The 20,874-nt window shown below is 66.4% G+C and carries 17 protein-coding genes; 11 read left to right on the forward strand and 6 right to left on the reverse strand.

Annotated elements, in window-relative coordinates:
- The first annotated feature begins 17 nt into the window (after positions 1-17).
- The 4 genes from GY40_RS14155 to GY40_RS14170 all read left to right on the forward strand — a co-directional run bounded on the left by GY40_RS14155 (position 18) and on the right by GY40_RS14170 (position 4,966).
- The gene (locus GY40_RS14155) at positions 18-1,196 is read left to right on the forward strand and encodes a polysaccharide pyruvyl transferase family protein (RefSeq protein ID WP_038363251.1); all 1,179 of its coding nucleotides are present in this window, start codon (positions 18-20) and stop codon (positions 1,194-1,196) included.
- On the forward strand, positions 1,193-2,377 hold the full coding sequence (locus GY40_RS14160; protein WP_038363254.1) for a hypothetical protein: 1,185 nt from the start codon (positions 1,193-1,195) through the stop codon (positions 2,375-2,377). The genes GY40_RS14155 and GY40_RS14160 overlap by 4 nt, the downstream gene beginning before the upstream one ends.
- Entirely contained in the window at positions 2,374-3,834 is a 1,461-nt protein-coding gene (locus tag GY40_RS14165; protein ID WP_051988018.1) for a polysaccharide pyruvyl transferase family protein, read from the forward strand. Before GY40_RS14160 ends, GY40_RS14165 begins: the two co-directional genes overlap by 4 nt.
- 97 nt (positions 3,835-3,931) lie before the next feature.
- A complete protein-coding gene (locus GY40_RS14170) occupies positions 3,932-4,966 on the forward strand; it encodes a GSCFA domain-containing protein (protein ID WP_038363256.1) in 1,035 nt (344 codons plus the stop codon).
- 188 nt (positions 4,967-5,154) lie between these two features.
- Here the strand turns inward: GY40_RS14170 and GY40_RS14175 are convergent, their stop codons facing one another.
- The 6 genes from GY40_RS14175 to GY40_RS14200 all read right to left on the reverse strand — a co-directional run bounded on the left by GY40_RS14175 (position 5,155) and on the right by GY40_RS14200 (position 11,644).
- Positions 5,155-6,372: a GGDEF domain-containing protein gene (locus GY40_RS14175; protein WP_051988020.1), complete on the reverse strand. Its 1,218-nt coding sequence runs from the start codon at positions 6,370-6,372 to the stop codon at positions 5,155-5,157.
- 136 nt (positions 6,373-6,508) lie between these two features.
- A complete protein-coding gene (locus tag GY40_RS14180; RefSeq protein ID WP_081925391.1) occupies positions 6,509-7,297 on the reverse strand; it encodes a class I SAM-dependent methyltransferase in 789 nt (262 codons plus the stop codon).
- A 3-nt stretch (positions 7,298-7,300) separates the two neighbouring features.
- A complete protein-coding gene (locus GY40_RS14185; RefSeq protein ID WP_038363260.1) occupies positions 7,301-8,086 on the reverse strand; it encodes an ABC transporter ATP-binding protein in 786 nt (261 codons plus the stop codon).
- A 2-nt stretch (positions 8,087-8,088) separates the two neighbouring features.
- On the reverse strand, positions 8,089-9,150 hold the full coding sequence (locus tag GY40_RS14190; protein ID WP_051988022.1) for a FecCD family ABC transporter permease: 1,062 nt from the start codon (positions 9,148-9,150) through the stop codon (positions 8,089-8,091).
- 14 nt (positions 9,151-9,164) lie between these two features.
- Positions 9,165-10,301, reverse strand: coding sequence for an ABC transporter substrate-binding protein (locus GY40_RS14195; RefSeq protein ID WP_081925392.1), 1,137 nt, complete (start codon positions 10,299-10,301; stop codon positions 9,165-9,167).
- A gap of 320 nt (positions 10,302-10,621) precedes the next feature.
- On the reverse strand, positions 10,622-11,644 hold the full coding sequence (locus GY40_RS14200) for a helix-turn-helix transcriptional regulator (protein WP_051988024.1): 1,023 nt from the start codon (positions 11,642-11,644) through the stop codon (positions 10,622-10,624).
- A 256-nt stretch (positions 11,645-11,900) separates the two neighbouring features.
- Between GY40_RS14200 and GY40_RS14205 the strand changes: the two genes are divergently transcribed.
- From GY40_RS14205 to GY40_RS14235, 7 genes are all read left to right on the forward strand, one after another.
- Positions 11,901-14,129, forward strand: a complete 2,229-nt coding sequence (locus GY40_RS14205; RefSeq protein ID WP_038363262.1) for a TonB-dependent receptor — start codon at positions 11,901-11,903, stop codon at positions 14,127-14,129.
- A 12-nt stretch (positions 14,130-14,141) separates the two neighbouring features.
- Positions 14,142-14,513, forward strand: a complete 372-nt coding sequence (locus GY40_RS14210) for a hypothetical protein (RefSeq protein WP_038363264.1) — start codon at positions 14,142-14,144, stop codon at positions 14,511-14,513.
- Positions 14,510-15,778, forward strand: coding sequence for an MFS transporter (locus GY40_RS14215; RefSeq protein ID WP_038363267.1), 1,269 nt, complete (start codon positions 14,510-14,512; stop codon positions 15,776-15,778). Before GY40_RS14210 ends, GY40_RS14215 begins: the two co-directional genes overlap by 4 nt.
- 91 nt (positions 15,779-15,869) lie before the next feature.
- The gene (locus GY40_RS14220) at positions 15,870-16,370 is read left to right on the forward strand and encodes an RNA polymerase sigma factor (protein ID WP_156115957.1); all 501 of its coding nucleotides are present in this window, start codon (positions 15,870-15,872) and stop codon (positions 16,368-16,370) included.
- Positions 16,371-16,566: 196 nt separating this feature from the next.
- On the forward strand, positions 16,567-17,487 hold the full coding sequence (locus GY40_RS14225) for a FecR family protein (RefSeq protein WP_038363269.1): 921 nt from the start codon (positions 16,567-16,569) through the stop codon (positions 17,485-17,487).
- Positions 17,488-17,584: 97 nt separating this feature from the next.
- Positions 17,585-19,993 (forward strand): TonB-dependent siderophore receptor, encoded by a 2,409-nt coding sequence (locus GY40_RS14230; protein WP_051988026.1) that lies wholly within the window; start codon positions 17,585-17,587, stop codon positions 19,991-19,993.
- Between the two features lie 7 nt (positions 19,994-20,000).
- Positions 20,001-20,873: an ABC transporter substrate-binding protein gene (locus GY40_RS14235; RefSeq protein WP_051988028.1), complete on the forward strand. Its 873-nt coding sequence runs from the start codon at positions 20,001-20,003 to the stop codon at positions 20,871-20,873.
- The last annotated feature ends 1 nt before the right edge of the window (position 20,874 follow it).

The raw sequence follows: 20,874 nt of genomic DNA on the forward strand, positions 1-20,874 counted from the left end.
AAAGGGGAGACCTGTCCATGGCCCGCATCCTCGTCATCAGCCCCTCCGGGGAGGTCTACGACCATGACAATGTGCGCTGGTACGATTATGCCAATCTCGCCAGCCACATCGATCACTATCACAATATTGGCGACGCCTTCGTCTTCGATTCCTCGCTGAAGCTGCTCAATTTCGAGACGCTCGACACCTTGCCGATCGACCATGTCGATCCGGCGATGATCGACCGGCTCAACGCCGAATACGACTACGTCTTCCTGCGTGGCTCGAACTATGTCCATGCGGAGATGGACTGGGCACAGGCCCCGGATGTGCTGCGCCGGCTGAAGATCCCGGTCATCGCCTTCGGCATCGGCGCGCAGGCGCCGGTCAGCGGCAAGCTGGAGCTGAGCGAGGATAGCAAGACGGTCCTCAAGCTGATCGCGGATTCGACCGCCTCGCTCGGCGTGCGCGGGACCTATTCGGCCGAGGTTCTGAACGATCTCGGCATCCGCAATGTCCGCATCATCGGCTGCCCGACCGCGTTCCGGAACAACAATCCCGGTCTCGCGATCCGCCTGCCGCCGCTCGACCAGGTCAAGACCGCCGGCGTCACGCTCAGGCGCGAGGTTTCCAAGACCTATGCGCAGGACATCCAGCGCTATCTCACCTTCCACCGCGATCTGGTGAAGGCGATGGCGGATCGCTTCGAGGTCACGCTGATGTCGCAGGGCGAGGCCGAGGAGAAGAAGCTCGCGCTGGGCACGCCTGAGCAGAAGGCCGCGGCCATGGCGGCGCTCAAGGACAATGCCTGGGCGAGCAGCTGGTATCTCGATGAGCAGGTCGAGGGCCTTTATCGGAACCGCATGTTCTATTCCGACGTGGTCGCGGACTATGAGCGACTGGTGCGCGGGCTCGACCTCGTGCTCGGCTACCGGCTGCACGGCAATCTGATGGCGCTCGCCAATGGCACGCCGTCGATCTACTTCACCTACGACAGCCGCACCGTCGAGTTCGCCGATACCTTCAAGATCCCGAGCGTGGACGTCTTCTCCGGCCGTGACTTCCGGTTGGAGGAGTATTGGGACCAGTCCCGCTTCGACCGCTTCAACGCGGCTTACGCCCAGGTCTACGGGCAGATGCGCGACTTCCTCGTCGAGAACCGCGTCGACAACAAGATGGTGCCGCGTGCGGCCGAGCCGCAGCGGAAGGTGGCATGAGGGGCGCCCGCATCGCGCATCTCGCGCTGTCGGCGGCTTTCCTGCTGCTGGTGGCGCCTCTGGCCGCAGAGGCGCAGACGCCTGCCTATCGGCTCGAGGTCGCGCCCGACGCGAAGGAGGAGACGGTCGTCTCCTGGGCGCGCCAGCGTTGCGAGGAATGGGATCTGCCGGACGCGCCTCTGCGTGCCTTCCGCGACGACAAGGGCGAGGTCGTCGCCTTCGCCAGCCATTACCGCAGCCGCCCGTTGATTGGGGCCGACCTGTCCTCGATCCGCAAGAGCTGCGCCGTCTCCTTCGAGGCGAAGAACAGCGCCGATCCCAGCCAGTTCAGCGACAAGAGCTGGATCGCCGCGACCTGGACCGACGACGGACGCCATGTCCAGGCGCTGATCCATGCCGAATACCATGCCGACAAGCATCCCGGGGCCTGCCGCTTCAAGGAGGCGATGAGCTGCTGGTACAACGTCGTCACCGCGGCCCAGTCGAACGATGGCGGGCGCAGCTTCAAGACCGACGAGCCGCGCCCTCTCGTGGCGGCGCCGCCCTACAGGCAGGATGTCGACCAGGGCCGGCATCGCGGTTTCTTCAACCCCTCGAACATCGTCGAGAAGGATGGCGCCTGGTATGCGCTGATCGCGACCACCGGCGGCGAGGGCCAGAAGAGCGGCGTCTGCCTGTTCCGGTCCACGGACATCAAGGATCCGACGAATTGGCGGGCCTTTGACGGGCAGGACTTCACGATTCCGGCGGTCGACCCCTACCGCGACGATCTGAGCCGGGCGCGGCCGTGCCAGCCGCTCAAGGAGCTGCCGACCACGGTCGGTTCCGTCACCCGGCATGAGGCGAGCGGGACATGGCTCTCTCTCTTCCATCTCGGCCCGGATCCGCGCCAGAACATTGCGGGTGGCCGCGTCGCCTATAGCTGGTCAGACGATCTGATCCACTGGTCGCCGCTGCAGACGCTGCTCGTGCATCCGACGATGTGGAGCAAGGATTGCAGCGACCGGCTGCGCTACGGCTATGGCGCCATCGCCGATCCGCAATCGCGTTCGCGGAATTTCCAGACGACGGGCGACACCGCCTATCTGTTCATGACGCGGATGCACGTCACCGGCTGCAAGCTCGGCCCCGACCGCGACCTGGTTCGCCTGAAACTTCGTTTCGTCAAGGAGGGCCCATGAACGCGCCCGTGCTCTCGCCTGTCTCCGCCGTTTCGCTGGAGAACGCCATCAAGATCCTGCGCGCGACCACGAGCGAGGTCGTCGTCTCCGTCGACCGCCGGCCGGATGGGAGCTGGCCGGCGCTCAAGCTGATGCTCGACGGGCAGGATTACGCGACGATCCAGCCCGGCGCGATCGTGACCGGCCACGCGCCCGTCGCCGAGTTGGCGATTCCGCTGCCGCGCCTGCCCGAGGGGCGCCTCCGCTCGATCGCGGTTGTCGATGCGGCGACGGGCACGCTCGCGCCCGGCTCGAATCTGCGTCCGATCCCGACCGAGACCAAGCTGCGCGCGCTGGTGATCTATCCGGCCGGCGAGGTCTACGACCACGACAAGGTGCGCTGGTACCGCGCGCCGATGGAGAAGCTGCTCAGCGACTATTTCAACATCGGCGACATGATCGTCTATGATTCGACGCTGAAGCTCCTGCGCTATGCGCATCTGGAGCCGATGAAGATCATGGCGCCGACCGAGGCCGACATCGCGCGCTATGCCAACGAGTTCGATTTCATCTTCGTGCGCGGCTCGAACTTCATCCATGAGAGCATGGAATGGTTCCGCGCCGTCGAGGTGCTGGAGAAGGTGAAGCTGCCGATCTACGCCATCGGCGTCGGCGCTCAGGCGAGCCAGAACCGCAGGATCGAGCTCCCCGAAGCTTCGAAGCGCTTCTGGTCGATCGTGGCCGAGCGCTCTGCCGCCATCGGCGTCCGTGGCGCCTTCAGTGCCGAGACCCTCAGGCAGAACGGCATCCGCAATGTCGAGGTGGTGGGCTGTCCCTCGATCTTCCGCACCCGCAACCGCGAGCTCCAGATCCGCGTTCCCGACCAGCGCGATATCCGCAAGGTCGCGTTCAGCCTGCGCCGCGAGTCCGACAAGAGCTACACCGCCGATCCGGAAGCCTATCTGCGCAACCAGAAGGCCGCCCTCCTCAAGGTCGACGACCAGAGCGAGATGGTCATGTCCTCGCATGGCGAGCAAGAGGAGAAGGCGTTCTTCCTGCGCGATGTCGCGGCCAAGGAGAAGGCGGTTGCCGAATTCGTCAAGACCGGCTGGTGGAGCGGGCCGGACGACGCCGCGATGCGCCGGATCTACGAGAAGCAGTTGTTCTCCTTCTTCGATGTCGAGCATTACGACGCCTTTGCCCGCTCGCAGGACCTTGCTGTCGGCTACCGCGTCCATGGCGTGCTGCCGGCCGTCGCGCATGGCGTGCCCGGCGTGCTCGTCGCCTATGACACGCGCAGCCAGGAGCTGGCCGAGACGCTGAAGATCCCGGTCGTGCCGGAAGCGGCCCTGGCCGAGGGCGGCTGGCGCGCGGTCTATCAGGAGGCGGCGCTGAACGGCCTGGCGAAGAGCTATGCCGGATCCTACGACCGGATGCGCAATTTCCTCGACCGGAACGGTATTCCCCACCGGATGTGAGGGCCGGGCGGGATCACGGCCGGCCCGCCTCGCAGGTCCGCAGGCCGGGAGAGCCAAGACTGCAAGCCTACGCGTTCTCACCAGTCAGGAGACGATCATGAAGATCGAATATGATGCAGGCACGGCGCTTTCGATCATGCGCGGCAACCCCGTGCGCGGCTGGATTTCGGGCAAGCCGGAAAAGATGGCCAAGGAGCGCCTGACCACGGGCGCCTACCTCGCCATCGAGCACAAGCCGAAATTCAAGATCGACCCCTCCTGGCCGATCTTCACCATGGGTTCGTGCTTTGCGCGCGAGGTCGAGAATATCCTGATGATGCGCGGCCTGCAGCTGCTGCTCAACGGTCACGGGGTGCCGGCCGAGCATTTCGAGAGCTGGAACGAGGAAAGCGGCCGTGGCGGCGGTGCCGACCGTGGCCAGCTCAGCCGGGGCGCGCTGAATAAATATTCGGTGCGCTCGATGACACACGAGCTCAAGCGCAGCCTACTCGGGGAAAGCTATCCGGACGATGGGCTGATCGAGCTCGCGCCCGGGCAATGGTTCGATCCGCAAGCCAGCGGGTTGCGATTGCTCGATCGCGAGAACGCCTTTGCCAACCGCAAGCGCCTCGCGGCGGCGACCGCCCAGATCAAGCAGGCGCGCGTCTGCTTCTTCACGCTCGGCCTGACCGAGACCTGGCTCGATGCGCAGACCGGCATCGCCATGAATGCGCATCCCGGGCCGAGCTGGCTGCAACGTATGCCGGAGCGCTTCCGCTTCGTGGACTACGGCTACGATGCGACGCTCGCCGACATGGAGGAGATCATCGGGCTGATCCGCGAGCATTGCCATCCGGAGATGCGCTTCGTCGTCACGGTTTCGCCGGTGCCGTTCGGCGCGACCTTCAAGGACGCCGACGTCATCGTCGCCAACAGCGCCTCGAAATCGGTGCTGCGGGCGGTGGCGGAGGAGCTGTTCCGGCGCCACGATTTCGTCGACTACTTCCCGAGCTACGAGATCGTGCTCAACTCGCCGCGGCCGATCGCCTTCCAGGACGATCAGCTCCACATTGCCCGTGACATGGTCGCGCATGTGATGACGACCTTCGAGAACGCCTATCTGGCGCCGCAGGAGCAGTCCCAGGCCGCCTGACGAACGGACAGACCGTTACTGGAGCTGCTGGTCGCGGCTCCCATCGCCGTCTTTCGGCTCGAGCTGAGGCGGACAGGCCCGGCTTCGTGTCTGCCGCCGCTAGCGGGCGTCAGACCCGGGACACCACGCGGCCTGCACTGGGTGGGGACCGGCGCGGGTGGTGGGGAGAAGGTCGCTGCGGCGGCGTCTCAGCCTGTCCTGAGCTTGACGATGTCGGCGGAGCCGCGCTGGCCGTCCGGCAGTGGCCGGATCTGGGCCAGGAACTCCGCTTCGTCCGAGCTGATCGCGACCTGGTCGCGGCCATTGCGCTTGGCCGCGTAGAGCGCCTTGTCGGCGTCGTGCAGCAAGGCGTCGAAATCGATGACGCTGTCTTCGGTATGGGCGACGCCCGCGCTGACGGTGCAGTCGAACGCGCCGGCGCTCCCGGTGAAATCGCGCTTGGCGAGGCGCGTGCGGATGCCTTCGGCGAGAATGGCGGCGGAGACGAGCGAGGTGCCGGGCATGAGCAGCGCGAATTCCTCGCCGCCGAGCCGTGCGGCCAGATCCTGCGGGCGCGCAGAGAGGGTCAGGATTTCGCCGAAGGCGCGCAGGACGTCGTCACCGGCGAGGTGGCCATGGGCGTCGTTGATCATCTTGAAACGGTCGACGTCGAGGACGACCAGCGCGGCCGGTCCCTTGATCTCGCCTGCTAGGCGAGCGAGCAACGCGCGCCGGTTGAGCAGGCCGGTAAGGGGGTCGGTTTCCGCGTCGCGCTTGTGGCCACGCGCCAGCCGCGCCTGGTTGAGCGCGAGCGAGAGGGCACCGATGCCGGCAAGCGTGGTCAGGCAGATGCCGATATTGAGGTCTTCGGCCCAGTTCGCCGGAATTTGCGGCAGAACCCATTGGCCGTCCTGCAGCAGGAGGACGGCGCAGGGAACGAAGGACAGCCCGGTCAGGACGTAGAGGGCGGTGAGCAGCGCGATCATCAGCCGGGCTTCCGCGCGGCCGAGCCAGTAATCCCAGGCGGTGACGAGCAGGATGATCGTCGCCGCGGCATTGAGCATGAGGATCGCGATGCCGTTGTAGCCGGCGAGCATGGGAACGGCCATGGCGACGGAGGAGGAGACCGCCATCACGACCATGCCGCGCCAGGGCAGAATTGCAGTGCGGAACTCGCGGCCGGCGCCGAAGACGAAGGCAAGGCCGATCAGCAGGATCGTATAGCCGGTGGCGCCGAGCGCCGGGGACATCGTCTTTCCATAGGCGCCATAGACCAGCACGCCGAGCGCCATCAGCGAGACGCCGATGGTCCAGGCCATCAGGAAGCGTTCCTTTTGCGAGACGAGCCAGCTTGCGAGGAACGCGGCCGCCAATCCGCAGCCGGAAAGGGTGAAGGCCGTCAGCAGCGAATGATAGTCCAGCGGCACGGGCGACTCTGGATCAGGCAGCGAGATTCGCCCCGTTTATGGGGGCGGCGCCATTGCGAAACATTTAAACCGATAGAACAAACCCCACCCTGTTGCGAGGTCCGACTTGCTTATGCGCCGCGCGGACCGGTGGCCGTTACCGCGCCGCGCCGCCGGGCTTGCGTGCGACCAGCGCGAAGCGGGTCGAGGAAGCCAGGCGGATCGCGTCGTGCAGCGGGGCTGCCCGCTGCTGCTCGCGCACGACCTGATGGTAGTCGGCCGGCGTGATCCCGGTGAAGCCGGCGGCCGTCAGCATGGCTTCGAGACGCTCCCGTCCGAGTCCGTCCCTGAAATAGAAGCGGCTGGTGATCGAGGCGTGAGTGTCGGCGTCGATCTGGTGCACGGCCGCGCCGCGACGCTCGCGCAGCCAGGTGCCGAAGCGGTTGACGAGAGCCTGCCAGCGGGTGCGGTTGACCCAGTCGCCGTCGATGACCAGGAGCCGGCCGCCGGGCTTCAGCACGCGAAACCATTCGGCGAAGGCGGCCTCGGGATCGGTCAGCGTCCAGACGAGATGGCGCGTGATCAGCGCATCATAGCTCGCATCGTCGTCGAGTAGCCTTTCGGCGTCGCCGAGCAGGATGCGCGCGGCATTGCCGTGCTTGGCGCGGGCGCGCGCGATCATCGCCTCGGAGAAATCGAGCGCCGTGACGCGGTGGCCGAGCGACAGCAAGGCGCGCGTGATCTCGCCGGTGCCGCAGGCGAGGTCGAGCACGTCGAGCGGCGCCGGTCCGAAGGAATCGCGGATCAGCCGCTGGAAGGCGGCAAGCTCACGGTCTGACTTGATCGCATGGCCGTAGGAGAGGTCGAAGCTCTCGGCCCGCGCCGACCAATAGGCCCGGATCTCTTCCTTGAGGGAGAAATTGTCCTGCGGGTTCATGGCTGACATGGCTCAATCGACCTGGATATAGGGCTCGACCAGAAGCGTGCCGCGTGCCGAGCGTTCGAGATGCACGCCGACCGCATATGTCTCGGAAACGGCGGAGTGGGCAAGCACCTCGGCCGGGGGGCCGGCCTGTGCGATGCGCCCCTCATTCATGACCAGCACCCGGTCGGCGAAGCGCGCCGCCAGAGAGAGGTCGTGGATGGCGGTGATCGTGACGATATGGCGCCGGCGCGTCGCCTCGCGGATCGTCGCCATCACGTCGAGCTGGCGGCGCACGTCGAGCGCGCTGGTCGGCTCGTCGAGCAGCAGCACGTCGGGCTCGCGCACCAGTGCCTGGCCGATGGCGGCGAGCTGGCGCTGGCCGCCGGAGAGCGTGCCGATATCGCGCGAGGCGAAGGGGCCCAAGCCCAGCTCGGCGATCACCGCCTCGACCGCGCGCATGTCGTCCGCCGAGGCCGCCAGCGCGAAGCCGCGATGCAGGCTCTTGCGGGCGAGCAGGATGATGTCGAAGACCGAAAGCGCGACGCGCGCCTGCGTATCCTGCGACAGGTAGAAGATCTTGCGCGCCCGCTCACGGCTCGTCAGGGGGGCGAGATCGGCGCCGTCGAGGGTGGCGGAACCGAGCTGGGGCTTGAGCAGCCCGGCGGCGCAGCGGAACAGCGTCGACTTGCCGGCGCCGTTGGGGCCGACCAGCGCCGTGAGCTCGCCGCGCGGCAATGCGCCGGTGGAAAGCCGCTCCAGCACGGGCACCGCGCCGTAGCGGAAGGAGAGATCGCGGATCGCAAGCGCCATGCTCAGGCTCCCCTGCTGCGGATCGACATGACCAGGCTGAAGAAGAAGGGCACGCCGATCAGCGCCGTGATGATGCCGATCGGGTAGATGACGCCGGGCGTGATCGCCTTCGAGAGGCTGGATGCGAGCGAAAGCAGGGTGGCGCTCGCCAGCGTCGCGACCGGCAGGAAGAAGCGCTGGTCCTCGCCGACCAGGAGCCGGGCGATGTGAGGGCCGACGAGCCCGATGAAGCCGATGCCGCCGACGAAGGAGACGGAAACCGCCGCGAGCAGCGAGGTGGCGATCAGGATTTCCAGGCGTAAGCGATCGACGCGGATGCCGAGGCTCTCGGCTCGCTCGTCGCCGAGCCGGAGCGCGGTCAGCGCCCAGCCGCGCATCAGGAAAAAAGGCAGGGCGAGCGCGATCAGCAGCGCGGCGACGCCGACCTTGGTCCAGGTCGCGCGGGCGAGGCTGCCCAGGGACCAGAACACGATCTGGGTGAGCTGCACCTCGTTCGAGCGATATTGCAGCAGGGCGGTGATGGCGTTGCAGGTGAAGAGCAGGGCGATGCCGACCAGGATCATGGTCTCGGCGCTGACGCCGCGCAGTTTGGTCATGAAGAACAGGATGAGCGAGGCCCCGAGCGCGAAGACGAAGGCGTTCGCCGTCACGATGAAGGGGCCGGCGCCCGGCACGATGCTCCAGCCGAAGACGATCGCGACGGAGGCGCCGACGGTGGCGGCTGCGGAGACGCCGAGCGTGAACGGGTCGGCCAGCGGGTTGGAGAGGATCGTCTGCATGCCGGCGCCGCTCAGGCCCAGCATGGCGCCGACGGCGAGCGCCATCAGCGCAATCGGCAGGCGTAGATCCCAGACGATGACGGAGAGGCGTGGCGTCGCCGATTGCGGGTCGAGCAATGTCCGCAGCACGTCGGCGAGCGGCAGATTGCCCGGGCCGATCGAGACGTCGAGCGCCAGCGCGAAGGTCAGCGCCAGCAACCCGAACAGGACGAGCTGCAGGCGGCGCGCATTGCGCCTGCGATAATCCGCGGCGGCAGGCACTGTGGCGGGCATGACGGCGGCCATCGCCGCTTACCTCTTCACTGCAGCTTCGCCCAGAACAGGCCGGAATAGGAGATCGGCAGGAATTTCTCGTGGAATTCCTTGAACACCGCTTCCGGATCGACGTCCTTAAACAGATCGGGATAGAATTCCTTCGCCATGGCGAGCTCGGCGACGAAGTAATAGGGCGCATCGTAGAACTGGTGGTAGAAGGCCATCACCTTCTTGCCCTGCACGGCCTTGAGCTGCTGGAAGCCCGGCCGGTTCATCAGGGCCGAGATCTCCTTCTGGACCTTCTCGGGCGTGGCGTCATAGCCGAGGCTGACGGCGCTGCTGCCCGGATTGCTGCCGTACCAGTTGGCGCCGGTCAGGAAGTAGATGTCGGGGTTGTCCGAAAGGACCTTCTCCTGCGCCGCATCGCCCTGGAAGCCGGTGAAGAACTGGCTGCCCCAGTTGCGCCCGCCGGCCTCCTCGATGAAGCGGCCGAAATTGAGGGCGCCGAAGGTGGCGCAGCAGGGCAGCAGGCCGGCGGCGCGCTCGATGAAGACCAGCGGCTTCTTCTTGTCGGGAACAGCGCCGACGCGGGCATAGATGCGCCGGGTCTGCTGCAGGAAGTAGTCGGCGAAGGCGTTCGCCTCCTTCTCGCGGCCGAGCACGCGGCCCAGCAGCTGGACGCTCGGCAGCACGTTCTGGGTCGGGTCCTGGCGGAAATCGACGAAGATCGTCGCGATGCCGGCCTTATCGAGCTTGCCGAGCAGGCCAGTCTCCTGCGCCTTGAAATAGTTGGAGAGGTCGAGGATGTAGACCTCGGTGCCGAGCGCGGCGATCTTCTCCATGCTGACATCGGACGAGTAGGGGTTGCCCATATCGGCCACGTCCTTGGCCTTGGGGAATTTGGCCAGATATTTCGCCCAGGCGCCCGGATCGTTGGCGATCAGGTCGTTGCCCCAGCCGACGACGCGCTTGAACGGATCGTCGCGGTCGAGCATCGCCAACGTGTAGAGCTGCCGGCCTTCGCTGAGGACGATCTTCTGCGGATCGCGCGTCACCTTGACGACGCGGCCGGCGAGATCGGTGACCTCGATGGTCTCCGCCCAGGCCGTGGCGGCACCGAGGAGCGCCATGCCGAGCGTGAGCGCCGAAGTCAGGCGGCGGAACCAGCGGGAAGCGGCCATGGGAGGGGATCCATCAGTGAAGACGGCCCCGCGCTACCACAGGCGGTCACAGTTCCGCAAAGCAATTCTCTTGTTTGTAATTGCTCTAAATACAATCGAATTAAGCATTCGTTCTACGGTTTCTTGATGTCGACAGATTTTGCTCATGACGAAAGGAAGCGGGCTCGCTCGATATTCGCTCGGGATTCAAAATGTGAGAGAGACAAGATGGGAGCAGGCCGCCCAACGGCGTGCTCGCGCCTCGTTTCGGCAGCGCTCCGGTATGGATCGCGGGTCAAGCCCGCGATGACCACTGGGGCCATCGCTCGTTGGCGCCCTCGCTACGGAACCTCGCTCTGCGCCGCACCAGCCTTCGCCTGCGATGGTGAGCAGCCGAAGCGTTTGCGGAAGCTGCGGTTGAAATAGGACAGGTCGCCGAAGCCGACCTCGAAGGCGACGCCGCTGATCGAGAGCCGGGCTTCGTCCGCCGCGACCAGCCTGAGCCAGGCGCGCTCCAGCCTGCGTTCGAGAACATATTCCGAGAAGGCCCTGCCTTCGGCTTCGAAGGACTTCTGGATGGCGCGGGGCGTCACGCCGTGAAGTCCCGCGATCATCTCGAGGCTCAGGTCGCGCCGTTCCAGCCTGACCTCGATATCCGCCTTGATCGCCATCAGCCGTCCCGCCCGCTTGTCCGCTGTGGCGGGCGTGCCGGGCGGGCTGCGATCCGTCATCATGACGTCGACCAGGTCATGGACATGCCGGATCGCGAGATCCCGGAGCGCGGCCGAGTTCAGCGGGAACAACCCGCGCAGCAGCAGCGCACCGTAATGCGCGAGAACCTGCAGGCCGCGATTGCCGCGCGGAATCGGTCGCATCAACGCGGCCGCATCGACCGAGGCCAGGGCGGGCAACCGCCCGGCGTCGAGCGCGATGAGGTCGATCCGCCCGAGCTGCGGCAGGCGGAAGCGCGTCTCGCAGGCGAGGTCGAGAATGGCTGCTTCGCGGGCACGCAATGACAGCCGATGCTCGCCCTGCTCGATCACGGCCCGGCCGTCGGCCGGCCTGACGAGGACGTAGCGTGGCTGGTCGGTGCCGGCGGTCGCCGGCCAAAGCCAGCGGGCCGCCGGCTCGAAACAGGACATCAGGCCGATATCCGGCCGGGTGGTCAGGACGCAGCGCGCGCCGAAAGGCAGCGCCGGCTCGGTGCGGAGATCGCGGCGCCCGAGAACGCGCCCGAGAATCTTGTGCGCGATCGCGCGCGCCTCTGCCTCCGCGATGCCGTCCGACATCAGCCAGAACGGTGAAAAGGCATCGCCGGCGCCGGCATCTGCGGTTTCGGGCTGTGTCGTGGCGACTACATCCATCGTCTTCGATGCTTCAGTTCGCTTCCGTCCTATACGGCGTTCGCACAGGTCCAAGATTAAATCCTGTAGCGGAAGATAGAGCAATCGATCAATCGCTGCACGCTTACGCGGAATGGACGGTGATAAAGATGCGATTTCACAGTTTATTCTATTTCTAAACAGCCGGCAGAGTTCACGTACAAAGACTAGATCAACTTCGGATTCATGGCGCTGCCCGGCAGCACAGATCCGAGAACCTTCACCGACAGGTGCCGAGATGTTCAAGTTCGCTCCCCTTGCCAGCAGCCTCCTGGCGCTCTGTGTCGCATCGCCCGCCTTCGCGCAGCAGGCGCCGCCGCCGGCCACGATCGATCTCGACACCATCACCGTCACAGCCGCTCGCGCCGAGCGCAGCACGGCCGAGACCCCGCAATCGATCCAGGTGATCGAGCGCAAGGCGATCGAGGAGCAGCTTCAGTTCAGCCCGAACGCCGCCGCTGTGCTCGGCAAGCTGGTGCCGGGCTATTCGATGTCGACGCAGACGGTCTCCAGCGCCTCGGAGAACTATCGCGGCCGCGATCTGCTGGTGATGATCGACGGCGTGCCGATGAACACGCCGCTGCGCGACGTCTCGCGCATCCTCTCGCTGATCGATCTCAACACGGTCGAGCGCATCGAGGTCGTCGCCGGCGCCTCCAGCCTCTATGGCGCGGGGGCGACCGGAGGGACAGTCAACTTCATCACCAGGAAGGCGGCCGAGGGCAAGCCGCGGGTGACGGTCAACACGGCGATCCGCGCCTTCACCCAGAACATCGGCCGCTCGCTGGCGCCGGAGGCGTCGGTGACGGTCTCGGGCAAGGTGCCGGAAGGGGTGGATTACCTGTTCTCAGGCCAGATCCGCGGGGCGGGCCGGACCTATGACGGCGCCGGGCGGGAACTGCCCTCGGACGGGCTGCTCGGGCAGGGCGGTGGCGATCGCTACAAGGCCGGCAACCTGCTCGCCAAGCTCGGCTACGACTTCGCTGGGGGCAAGCGTGTCGAACTCAACGCCTCCTGGATCGGCTTCGACCAGGACCCGAAATCTCTGACGAACTACGCCCCGCCCTTCGCGCGGCCGGACCTGACCAAGCCCTATACCGGCCAGAGCGTGCTGGAGGATACGAAGACCGTCTCGCTGCGCTATAGCGACGCTGATTTCGCGCTCGGCAAGCTCAGCGTGCTCGGCTACTACAACGACATCAAGAAGCGCTTCAATTTCTCGACCTTCTCGTATCCGTACAACACACAGGTCTACTATTCCTTCAACCCGCTCTCGCCGACGAGCCCGGACAACCAGACGACGCTCCATTCGCAGCGCGGCGGTGTGAACGTCACCATCGACACGCCGCTCGACCGACTCCTGCCAGGCGCGAAATTCACCTGGGGCGGGGACCTCATCCAGGAGAAGACCTGGCAGACGCTGACCAGCGGGCAGGATGTCTTCACCCCGCTGAAGCAGACGACGGCGGCGGGCTTCGGCCAGCTCCAGATCCCGGTCGGCGAGCGTATCGTGCTGCGCGGCGGCCTGCGCTACGAGCATTTTTCGCTCTCGGTCAGCGACTATACGCGCCCGGCCGCCTATGCCGCCGTCGCCGCCAATAATGCGCAGGGCTACCAGGCCTTCGTCCTGCCGGCGCTCAAGGTGACCGGCGGCGATTTCGACTATTCGGCGCTCACCGCCAATATCGGCGCGACGATCAAGCTCTCGGAGACCAGCGAGATCTTCGGCGGCTTCTCGCAGGGCTTCGCGCTGCCCGATGTGGGCGCCTTCACGCGGCGCGCCGGCGTCTCGACGCTCTATGCCTGCCCGTTGCAGGCGCCGAACTGCCTGCCCGCCAGCCGGCAGACGATCAGCTATGCCGCGATCGCGCCCAAGGCGCAGATCGTGAACAATTACGAACTCGGCATTCGCGGCAGCTATGAGCGCTTCAAGGGCTCGCTGACCGGCTTCATCAGCACCTCCGACGACGGCGTCACCTTCGATTCCGTCACCAACACCATGTCGCAGCAGAAGGAGCGGATCTGGGGCGTCGAGGCGACCGGCGACGTCACCGTCAGCGATGCCTTCACGATGGGCACGGTGATCTCCTATCGCGAGGGTCGCTACGACACCAATGGCGACGGCAAGCTCGACAGCAACCTGCCGAACAACCGCATCGGCTCGCCCTGGCGCGGCATGCTCTATGGCAGCTATCGCTTCGTGAACGGCATGCAGCTCCGGGTCGAGGGTGAAGCCTTCTCGGACCGCGACGTCGCCATCGACCTGCGCGGCACGCGCTACAAGCTGAAGGGCGCGGCGACGATGAATGCCGCGCTCACCGCCCCGATCTGGGAGGGCGAGGCCTATGTCGCGGTGAACAACCTGTTCGACCGGAACTACCAGAACCCGACCGCGACCTCGGTCCGCAATCTGGCGAATTATAGCTGGGGCCGGACCGTCACGCTCGGCTTCCGCAAGACTTTCTGAGGCTGCGCGCCGATGGTCAGCCTCGATATCGACGCCGATGCGGTGGTGACGCTGCGCTTCGTGCCGCCCTATGGAGCGGGGGACGAGCGCGCCTATCTCGACGCGCTGCACGCGATCGGCGAACGCGAAGAGCCCTATACGCTGCTCACGATCTTCGGCGGCGGGCGGGCGCTCTCGCAGGCCGGCGAGCGCGAGCAGGCGCTCTGGTTCAAGGCGACGCGCGAGCGGGTCGGGCGCTATTGCCGGGCCTGCGCCATCGTTAGGCCGGATGCGGAGGAGAAGACGGCCGAGATCTTCCGCCGACTCTGGCCGTTCCCGATCGTCGCCGAGCGCGACGAAGCGGTCGGCCGCGCCTTCCTGCTGGGACAGGCGAGGGCGACATGAGCGCGGCGGGGTCGGGAACGGCGGCAGCGGAGAGCGACGCGGCGCCGAGGGGCGGCCGCTATCGCCTCTTTGCCGTGCTCAGCGGGCTTTATCTGGCGCAGGCGATCCCGTCCTATCTCTTCGTCGCGGCGCTGCCGCCGATCATGCGCGAGCTCGGCGTCTCGCGCACCGCCATCGGCTCCATGAGCATCCTGCTGCTGCCGCTGGTGATCAAGTTCCTCTGGGCGCCCTGGATCGACCGCATCCGCCCCTTTGCGCGGGCGCATCGGGCCGGCTGGGTCTTCATCACGCAAAGCCTGACGATCCTCGCCATCCTGGCCCTGATCGCGGCGGGGCCCACGCAGGTCGGCGCCATCGTCGCGATCGGCTTCGTCGCCTCCGTGCTGATCTCGACGCAGGATATCGCGACGGATGGTTATGCGGCAAAATATCTGCCGGAGGAGGATCGGCCGATCGGCAATGCCATCCAGGGCGGCTCGGTCGCCTTCGGCGTGGTGATCGGCGGTACGCTGGGGCTGGTGCTCTACCACCATGTCGGCTGGACCGGGATGCTCGTGACCATTGCGGCGGTCTCGCTCTTGCCGCTCGTCGCCGCGGCGATGATGCGCGAGGACGATCCCGTGGCCGGGCAGGCCGTCGCGCGACCGTCGATCCGCGCTTTCCTGAAGCGCCCCGAGGCGCGCCAGATCCTCTGGATCGCGCTGATCTACCGCGCGAGCGAAGGGCTGGTGAAGGCGATGGAGGGGGCCTATCTCGTCGATGCCGGCATTCCGCTCGACCAGATCGGCTATCTCTCCGGGCTTTCGGCGACGACGGCGGGGCTCGCCGGCTCGGCTCTGGCAGCCTGGATGGTCAAGCGACACGGGCTCTCCGTCGTGCTCGCTTTGCTCGGCGGCATGCGGACGCTGTGCTTCCTGCTGTTCACGGCGCATGCGCTCGGCGTCGTCGTTGGAGCCTGGCCGCTCTTCGGCGCCGCCGGTTTCCAGACGCTGATCCGCTATATGGAGATCGTCGCGCTTTATTCGCTGTTCATGTCGGTGACGACCTCCGAGCAGCCAGGCACCGATTTCACCATCCTCTCCTGCGCGCAGCTCCTGGTCTATCTCGCCGGCTCGATGCTGGCGGGCAGACTGGCGGACGCGCTCGGCTATGGCTGGCTGTTCGCCATCGCTACCGCGATTTCCGCGATCGCCGTCATCGCGACGGTGCGGATGATCGTTCGTTTCGGACGGGAGCCTCGCCCGCCATCGCCGTCAGTAGTCTAGAATCGATATAAAACATTGATATTGCAGGTTTAATTTCGATGCCCTATGCAGCGGCACATCACTCGTGCTGTTGATCGTGCAATCGGGATTCATGAGTTCGGCCGCTTCCACGCCCGCGTCCCGGCTGATCGAGGCCTGCTACGGCGAGCTTCTGCGCTTCGCGCGCCGCAAGCTCGGCGGCGAGCATGTGGCGGACGATCTCGTGCAGGAAGCCTGCCTGCGCTATGCCAACGCCCGGACGCAGTCGATCGTCAGCCCGCGCGCCTTTCTTTATCGGATTCTCGCCAATCTCGTCGTCGACCACCAGCGCCGGCGCGGGCGACAGGCTTGCGAGCCGTTGGGCGAGATCGAGCCGGTCGATGGTTCCGCCGATGCCGAAAGCGCATTGATCTGGCGGGAGCGCCTGGCAATTCTTTCGCGGGCTGTCGAGGAATTGCCGCCGCGTTGCCGCGAGTGCTTCGTCCTGCGGCGTTTCGACGAGCTTCCGCAGGATGAGATTGCACGGCGGATGGGCATCTCGCGCAACATGGTCGAGAAGCATCTGCGCGCCGCCGCCCTGCATTGCGCCCGACGCCTGCGCGAGCACGATTGACCTGACTCGACATTCCGCCTTTGGAAGGTTTTCGCGTTTTCCCAAATCGCGAAAGCTCTCTATCCCCTTGTTTTATCGAATTTTATCCGCGCGAGCCCGTGACCGCCGCGCTTGAAAATGCTCTAAGCTCCTGTTTTTCTGCCGCCCGACGTCTCATGGACAGGGTGCAGGGAGCGGGCGAGGCAGGACGAGCCGAATGGCGGACGCCGACGAGACAATCAGAAGCGAGGCGGCGGCCTGGTATTTTCGTCGCGATGCCGGTCCGCTGGCGCCGGAAGCAGAGGCGGAATTCCAGCGCTGGCTGTCGGAGCCGGGCCACCGCTCGGCCTATGCGGAGATCGCGGGAACCTGGTCGGCCCTTTCGCGGATCGAGCGCCCCTCCATGCGGCCCGCGCGCCGCTATCTGCGCCATGCGGTGCCGGGTGCGGCTCTCGCGGCGATGCTCGCGCTCGCCGTCCTGAACAGTTCCTGGTGGCTCCATCTCGGTGCCGATGCCGCCACCGGCGTCGGGGAGACCGAGGAGATCGTCCTGGCCGATGGCTCGCGGGTGGATCTCAACACCGATACGGCGATCCAGATCCGCTATGACGGGCGCGAGCGCCGCATCCGGGTCGTCGGCGGCGAGGCGCTGTTCACGGTCGCGAAGGATCCGGGACGCCCCTTCGTGGTCAAGACGGCTTCGGGCAGTGCGACGGCACTCGGCACCGTGTTTTCGGTGCGGCAGGACGCGAATGAGACCGTGGTCACCGTGCTGGAGAGCCGCGTCGCGGTGGAGCCGGGCGCGGAGGCGGGACAAGCCGCCACCCTCGCATCCGGGCAGAGCGTGCGGTTCTCGTCCACGAAGCTCGATGCGATCGAGACCGTCGATGCCGATGCGCGGACGGCCTGGCGCCGGGGCAAGCTGATCTTCATCGACAAGCCGCTGGGCGAGGTCATCGACGAGCTCAACCGCTACCATCGCGGTTACATCCGCATCGTCGACCCGGGAATCCGCCGCCAGCGCGTCAACGGGGTTTTCGAGACGAGGGACCCGCTCCATGCCCTCGATCTGGTGCAGACATCGCTCGGCCTGCGCTCGACGCGCCTGACGGATTATCTCGTTCTGCTCCATCGCTGAAAAAATTCGGCGATCGACCTCCTCATTTCGCGAACGCCTTCGTCATAGCGGCAGAGGGGCCTCGAGGGGCCCGCCGGATGTCGAAGCGGAGAGCGGAATGGCTGGGTCGAAGAAGGGGCGGATCGCCGCGCTGATGTGGAGCGCGAGCGTCGCGGCCGTGCTGGCGGCTGCCGCATCGTCGCCGTCATTCGCGCAGCCCCGGCCGTCCGAGAGCGCGCAGATCCGCGCGTTCGCGATCCCTCCGGGGTCGCTGGCGGCCGCGCTGAACCGCTTCGCCGACGCAGCGCAGATCCAGCTCGTCTATAGCGGAGACGTTGCGCGCGGGCGTTCCAGCCCCGGCCTCTCCGGTCGCCACAGCATCCAGCAGGGCCTGTCGCGGCTGCTGGCGGGGACGGGGCTGAGCTATCGCTTCTCGGGGCCCGCCAGCGTGACGATCGCCTGGGCCTCGGGCGGAGCAACCCCGGCCGTGCCGGAGGGGACGATCACGCTCGATACGGTCGAGGTCCAGGGGCAGGGCGAGACGACCGGCTATGTCGCGCGCAGCAGCACGGCGGGGACGAAGACATCAACGCCTCTGATCGAGACGCCGCGTTCGATCAGCGTCGTGACCCGGCAGGAAATGGACGATCGCGGCGCGACCACGGTGCCGGAAGCGCTGCGCTACACCGCCGGCGTGACGACGGGCGCCTATGGCTTCGACCCTCGTTTCGACCAGATCTATGTCCGCGGCTTCCCGATGACCACGCTGGGCGACTTCCGTGACGGGCTGAAGCAGTTCCCGGCCGGCTTTACCACCTTCCGCACCGAGCCCTACCAGCTCGAACGCATCGAGGTGATCAAGGGCCCGGCAGCGGTGCTCTACGGCCAGAGCGTGCCCGGCGGCCTTGTCGACCGGCGCTCGAAGCTGCCGACGGACTACACCTTCCGCGAAGTCCAGGCGCAGATCGGCACCTTCGGCCGTGCCCAGACGGCCTTCGATTTCGGTGGGCCCGTCGATCCCGAGAAGACCATGCTTTACCGCGTCGTCGGGCTCGGGCGCCTCGGCGACACCAATTTCGACATCGCCGACCAGCGCTTCATGATCGCGCCGTCCTTCACCTGGCGGCCAAATGCGGCGACCTCGCTGACCCTCTCAGCGCTCTACCAACAGGACGAGACCGATGCGAGCGCCGCGGGGATCAACCGGAACGGCCAGGTGCTGAAGCTGCGCGGCAGCGATCCGCATTACGACCATCTCAAGCAGAAGCAGGGCCAGATCGGCTATGAGTTCGAACACAAGTTCAACGACATCCTGACCTTCCGCCAGAAGGCCCGCTACAGCCAGATCGAGGCCGAGTCGCGCTATTTGAGCGGCAGCTTCGCCAATGCCACGACGACGATCTACGACCGCGGCGCGGTTTCGGTGGGCGATAGGCTGACGAGCTTCCAGATCGACAACAATCTCGAGGCGAATTTCCGCACGGGGCCGGCCGCCCACAAGCTGCTGCTCGGCCTGAACTACGACTATAATCTCTGGCATTTCGGCCTGGGCTTCGGTCCCACGCTTCCGGCCTACCGGTTCGATATCGCGAACCCGGTCTACGGCTTCTCGGGGCCGACGCCGGCCTATACGATCCGGACGCGCTCGCAGCTCGAACAGCTCGGCCTCTACGTCCAGGACCAGATCAGCCTCGGCAACTGGCGCATCGCCCTCAGCGCCCGCAAGGACTGGACCGACCGCAACGAGAGCAATCAGATCGCGAACACGGTGACGGCGGCCAACCGGAACGACGCCTTCACCTACAGTGCCGGCCTGCTCTATCTCTTCGACAACGGCCTGGCGCCCTATGTCAGCTATGCGACCTCGTTCCAGCCGGTCACGAGCCAGGGCGCCAACGGCGCGGTGCTCGAGCCGTCCGAGGGCGAGCAGATCGAGGCGGGGCTGAAGTATCAGCCCGCCAATGGCGCGATCTCGCTCACCGCCTCGGCCTACCAGCTCAAGGAAAAGAATGCGCCGAAGCTCGGCGGCTATGTCGCCGGGCTGCCCTATTACGTTTCGGTCGGCGAGGTGACGGTGCGGGGCGTCGAGCTGGAAGGAAAGGCGCGTCTGTTCGAAGGGCTCGATCTCGCGGCCTCCTACACATTCTCGGATGCGGAGATCACCAGGACGACGGTGGCCAGCGAATATGGCCGCACGCCGGCCGTGACGCCCCGGCATACGGCCTCGCTCTGGCTGAACTATAATCTGCAGGCCGGGCCGTTCGCCGGCCTGGGCGCCGGCGTCGGCGTCCGCTATGTCGGCGAGACCTGGACCGCCAACGACAATACGGCGAAGAACGATGCCTACACCCTGTTCGACGCGGTGCTCCGTTACGATTTCGGCAAGGCGAACCGGCAGCTCGCGGGGCTGAGCGCCTCCGTCGCCGCCAACAACATCACCGACAAGCAGGTCAGCGTCTGCAATGCAGGCTATTGCTATCTGAGCCAGGGGCGCACGGTCATCGGCACCTTGACCTATCGCTGGTGAGGGCAGGGTGGTGTCGCTCGACCGGCGCTCGCTGCTGCTGGCCGGCGCGTCGGCGGCATTCTCGCCGGCCGTTCGCGCAGCACCGCCCGATCGCCGGCTGGCGTCACTGGACTATGGGCTCGCCGAGACGCTGATCCGCCTCGGCTGTCCGCCGGTCGCGCTGGTCGCGACCCAGGATTGGAACCGGTGGGTCGTCGAGCCGGCCTTGCCGGCCGACACCGTCAATCTGGGCGCCAGCCGCGAGCCCAATCTCGAAGTGCTGCAGGCGCTGCGGCCCGATGCCATCCTGAGCACGCCCTACCTCGCCGGAATCCATCACCGGCTGGAGCGGATCGCGCCGGTCATCTCGCTGCCGATCTACGCGCCGGAAGGGCGCCCTCTCGCGCTGGCCGGGGCGGCGGCGCGCTGGCTCGGCGAGATGATCGGGGACCCCGCCGCCGCGGTGCGCTTCCTCGCGGAAGCGGATGGCTGCTTCGAGCAGATCCGCGACAGGCTCGCCGACCGCGCGCTGCCGCCGGTCTATCTCGTCAACTTCATGGACGAGCGCCATGTGCGCGTCTATGGCGCCAAGAGCCTGTTCGATGACACGCTCCACCGCATCGGCCTTGCCAATGCCTGGCTGGGCCCGACGAATGACTGGGGTTTCGCCACGGTCGGGATCGAGGCGCTCCAGACAGGGAAGGACGCCCTGCTGGTCTATTTCGATCCCGTTCCTCCCGCGGTCCTGCCTTCCCTGGCGCGCAATCCGATCTGGCGGTCGCTGTCCTTCGTTCGCAGCGGCCGCGTCCATGGCTTGCCGCCGGTGCTGATGTTCGGCTGCGTGCCCTCGGCCCTGCGCTTCGCGCGGCTCGTCGGCGATCTCCTCGCGGAGCGCGGCTGAA

Source organism: Allobosea sp. UNC402CLCol (genome assembly GCF_000745475.1).
Classification (GTDB): Bacteria; Pseudomonadota; Alphaproteobacteria; order Rhizobiales; family Beijerinckiaceae; genus Allobosea; species Allobosea spartocytisi.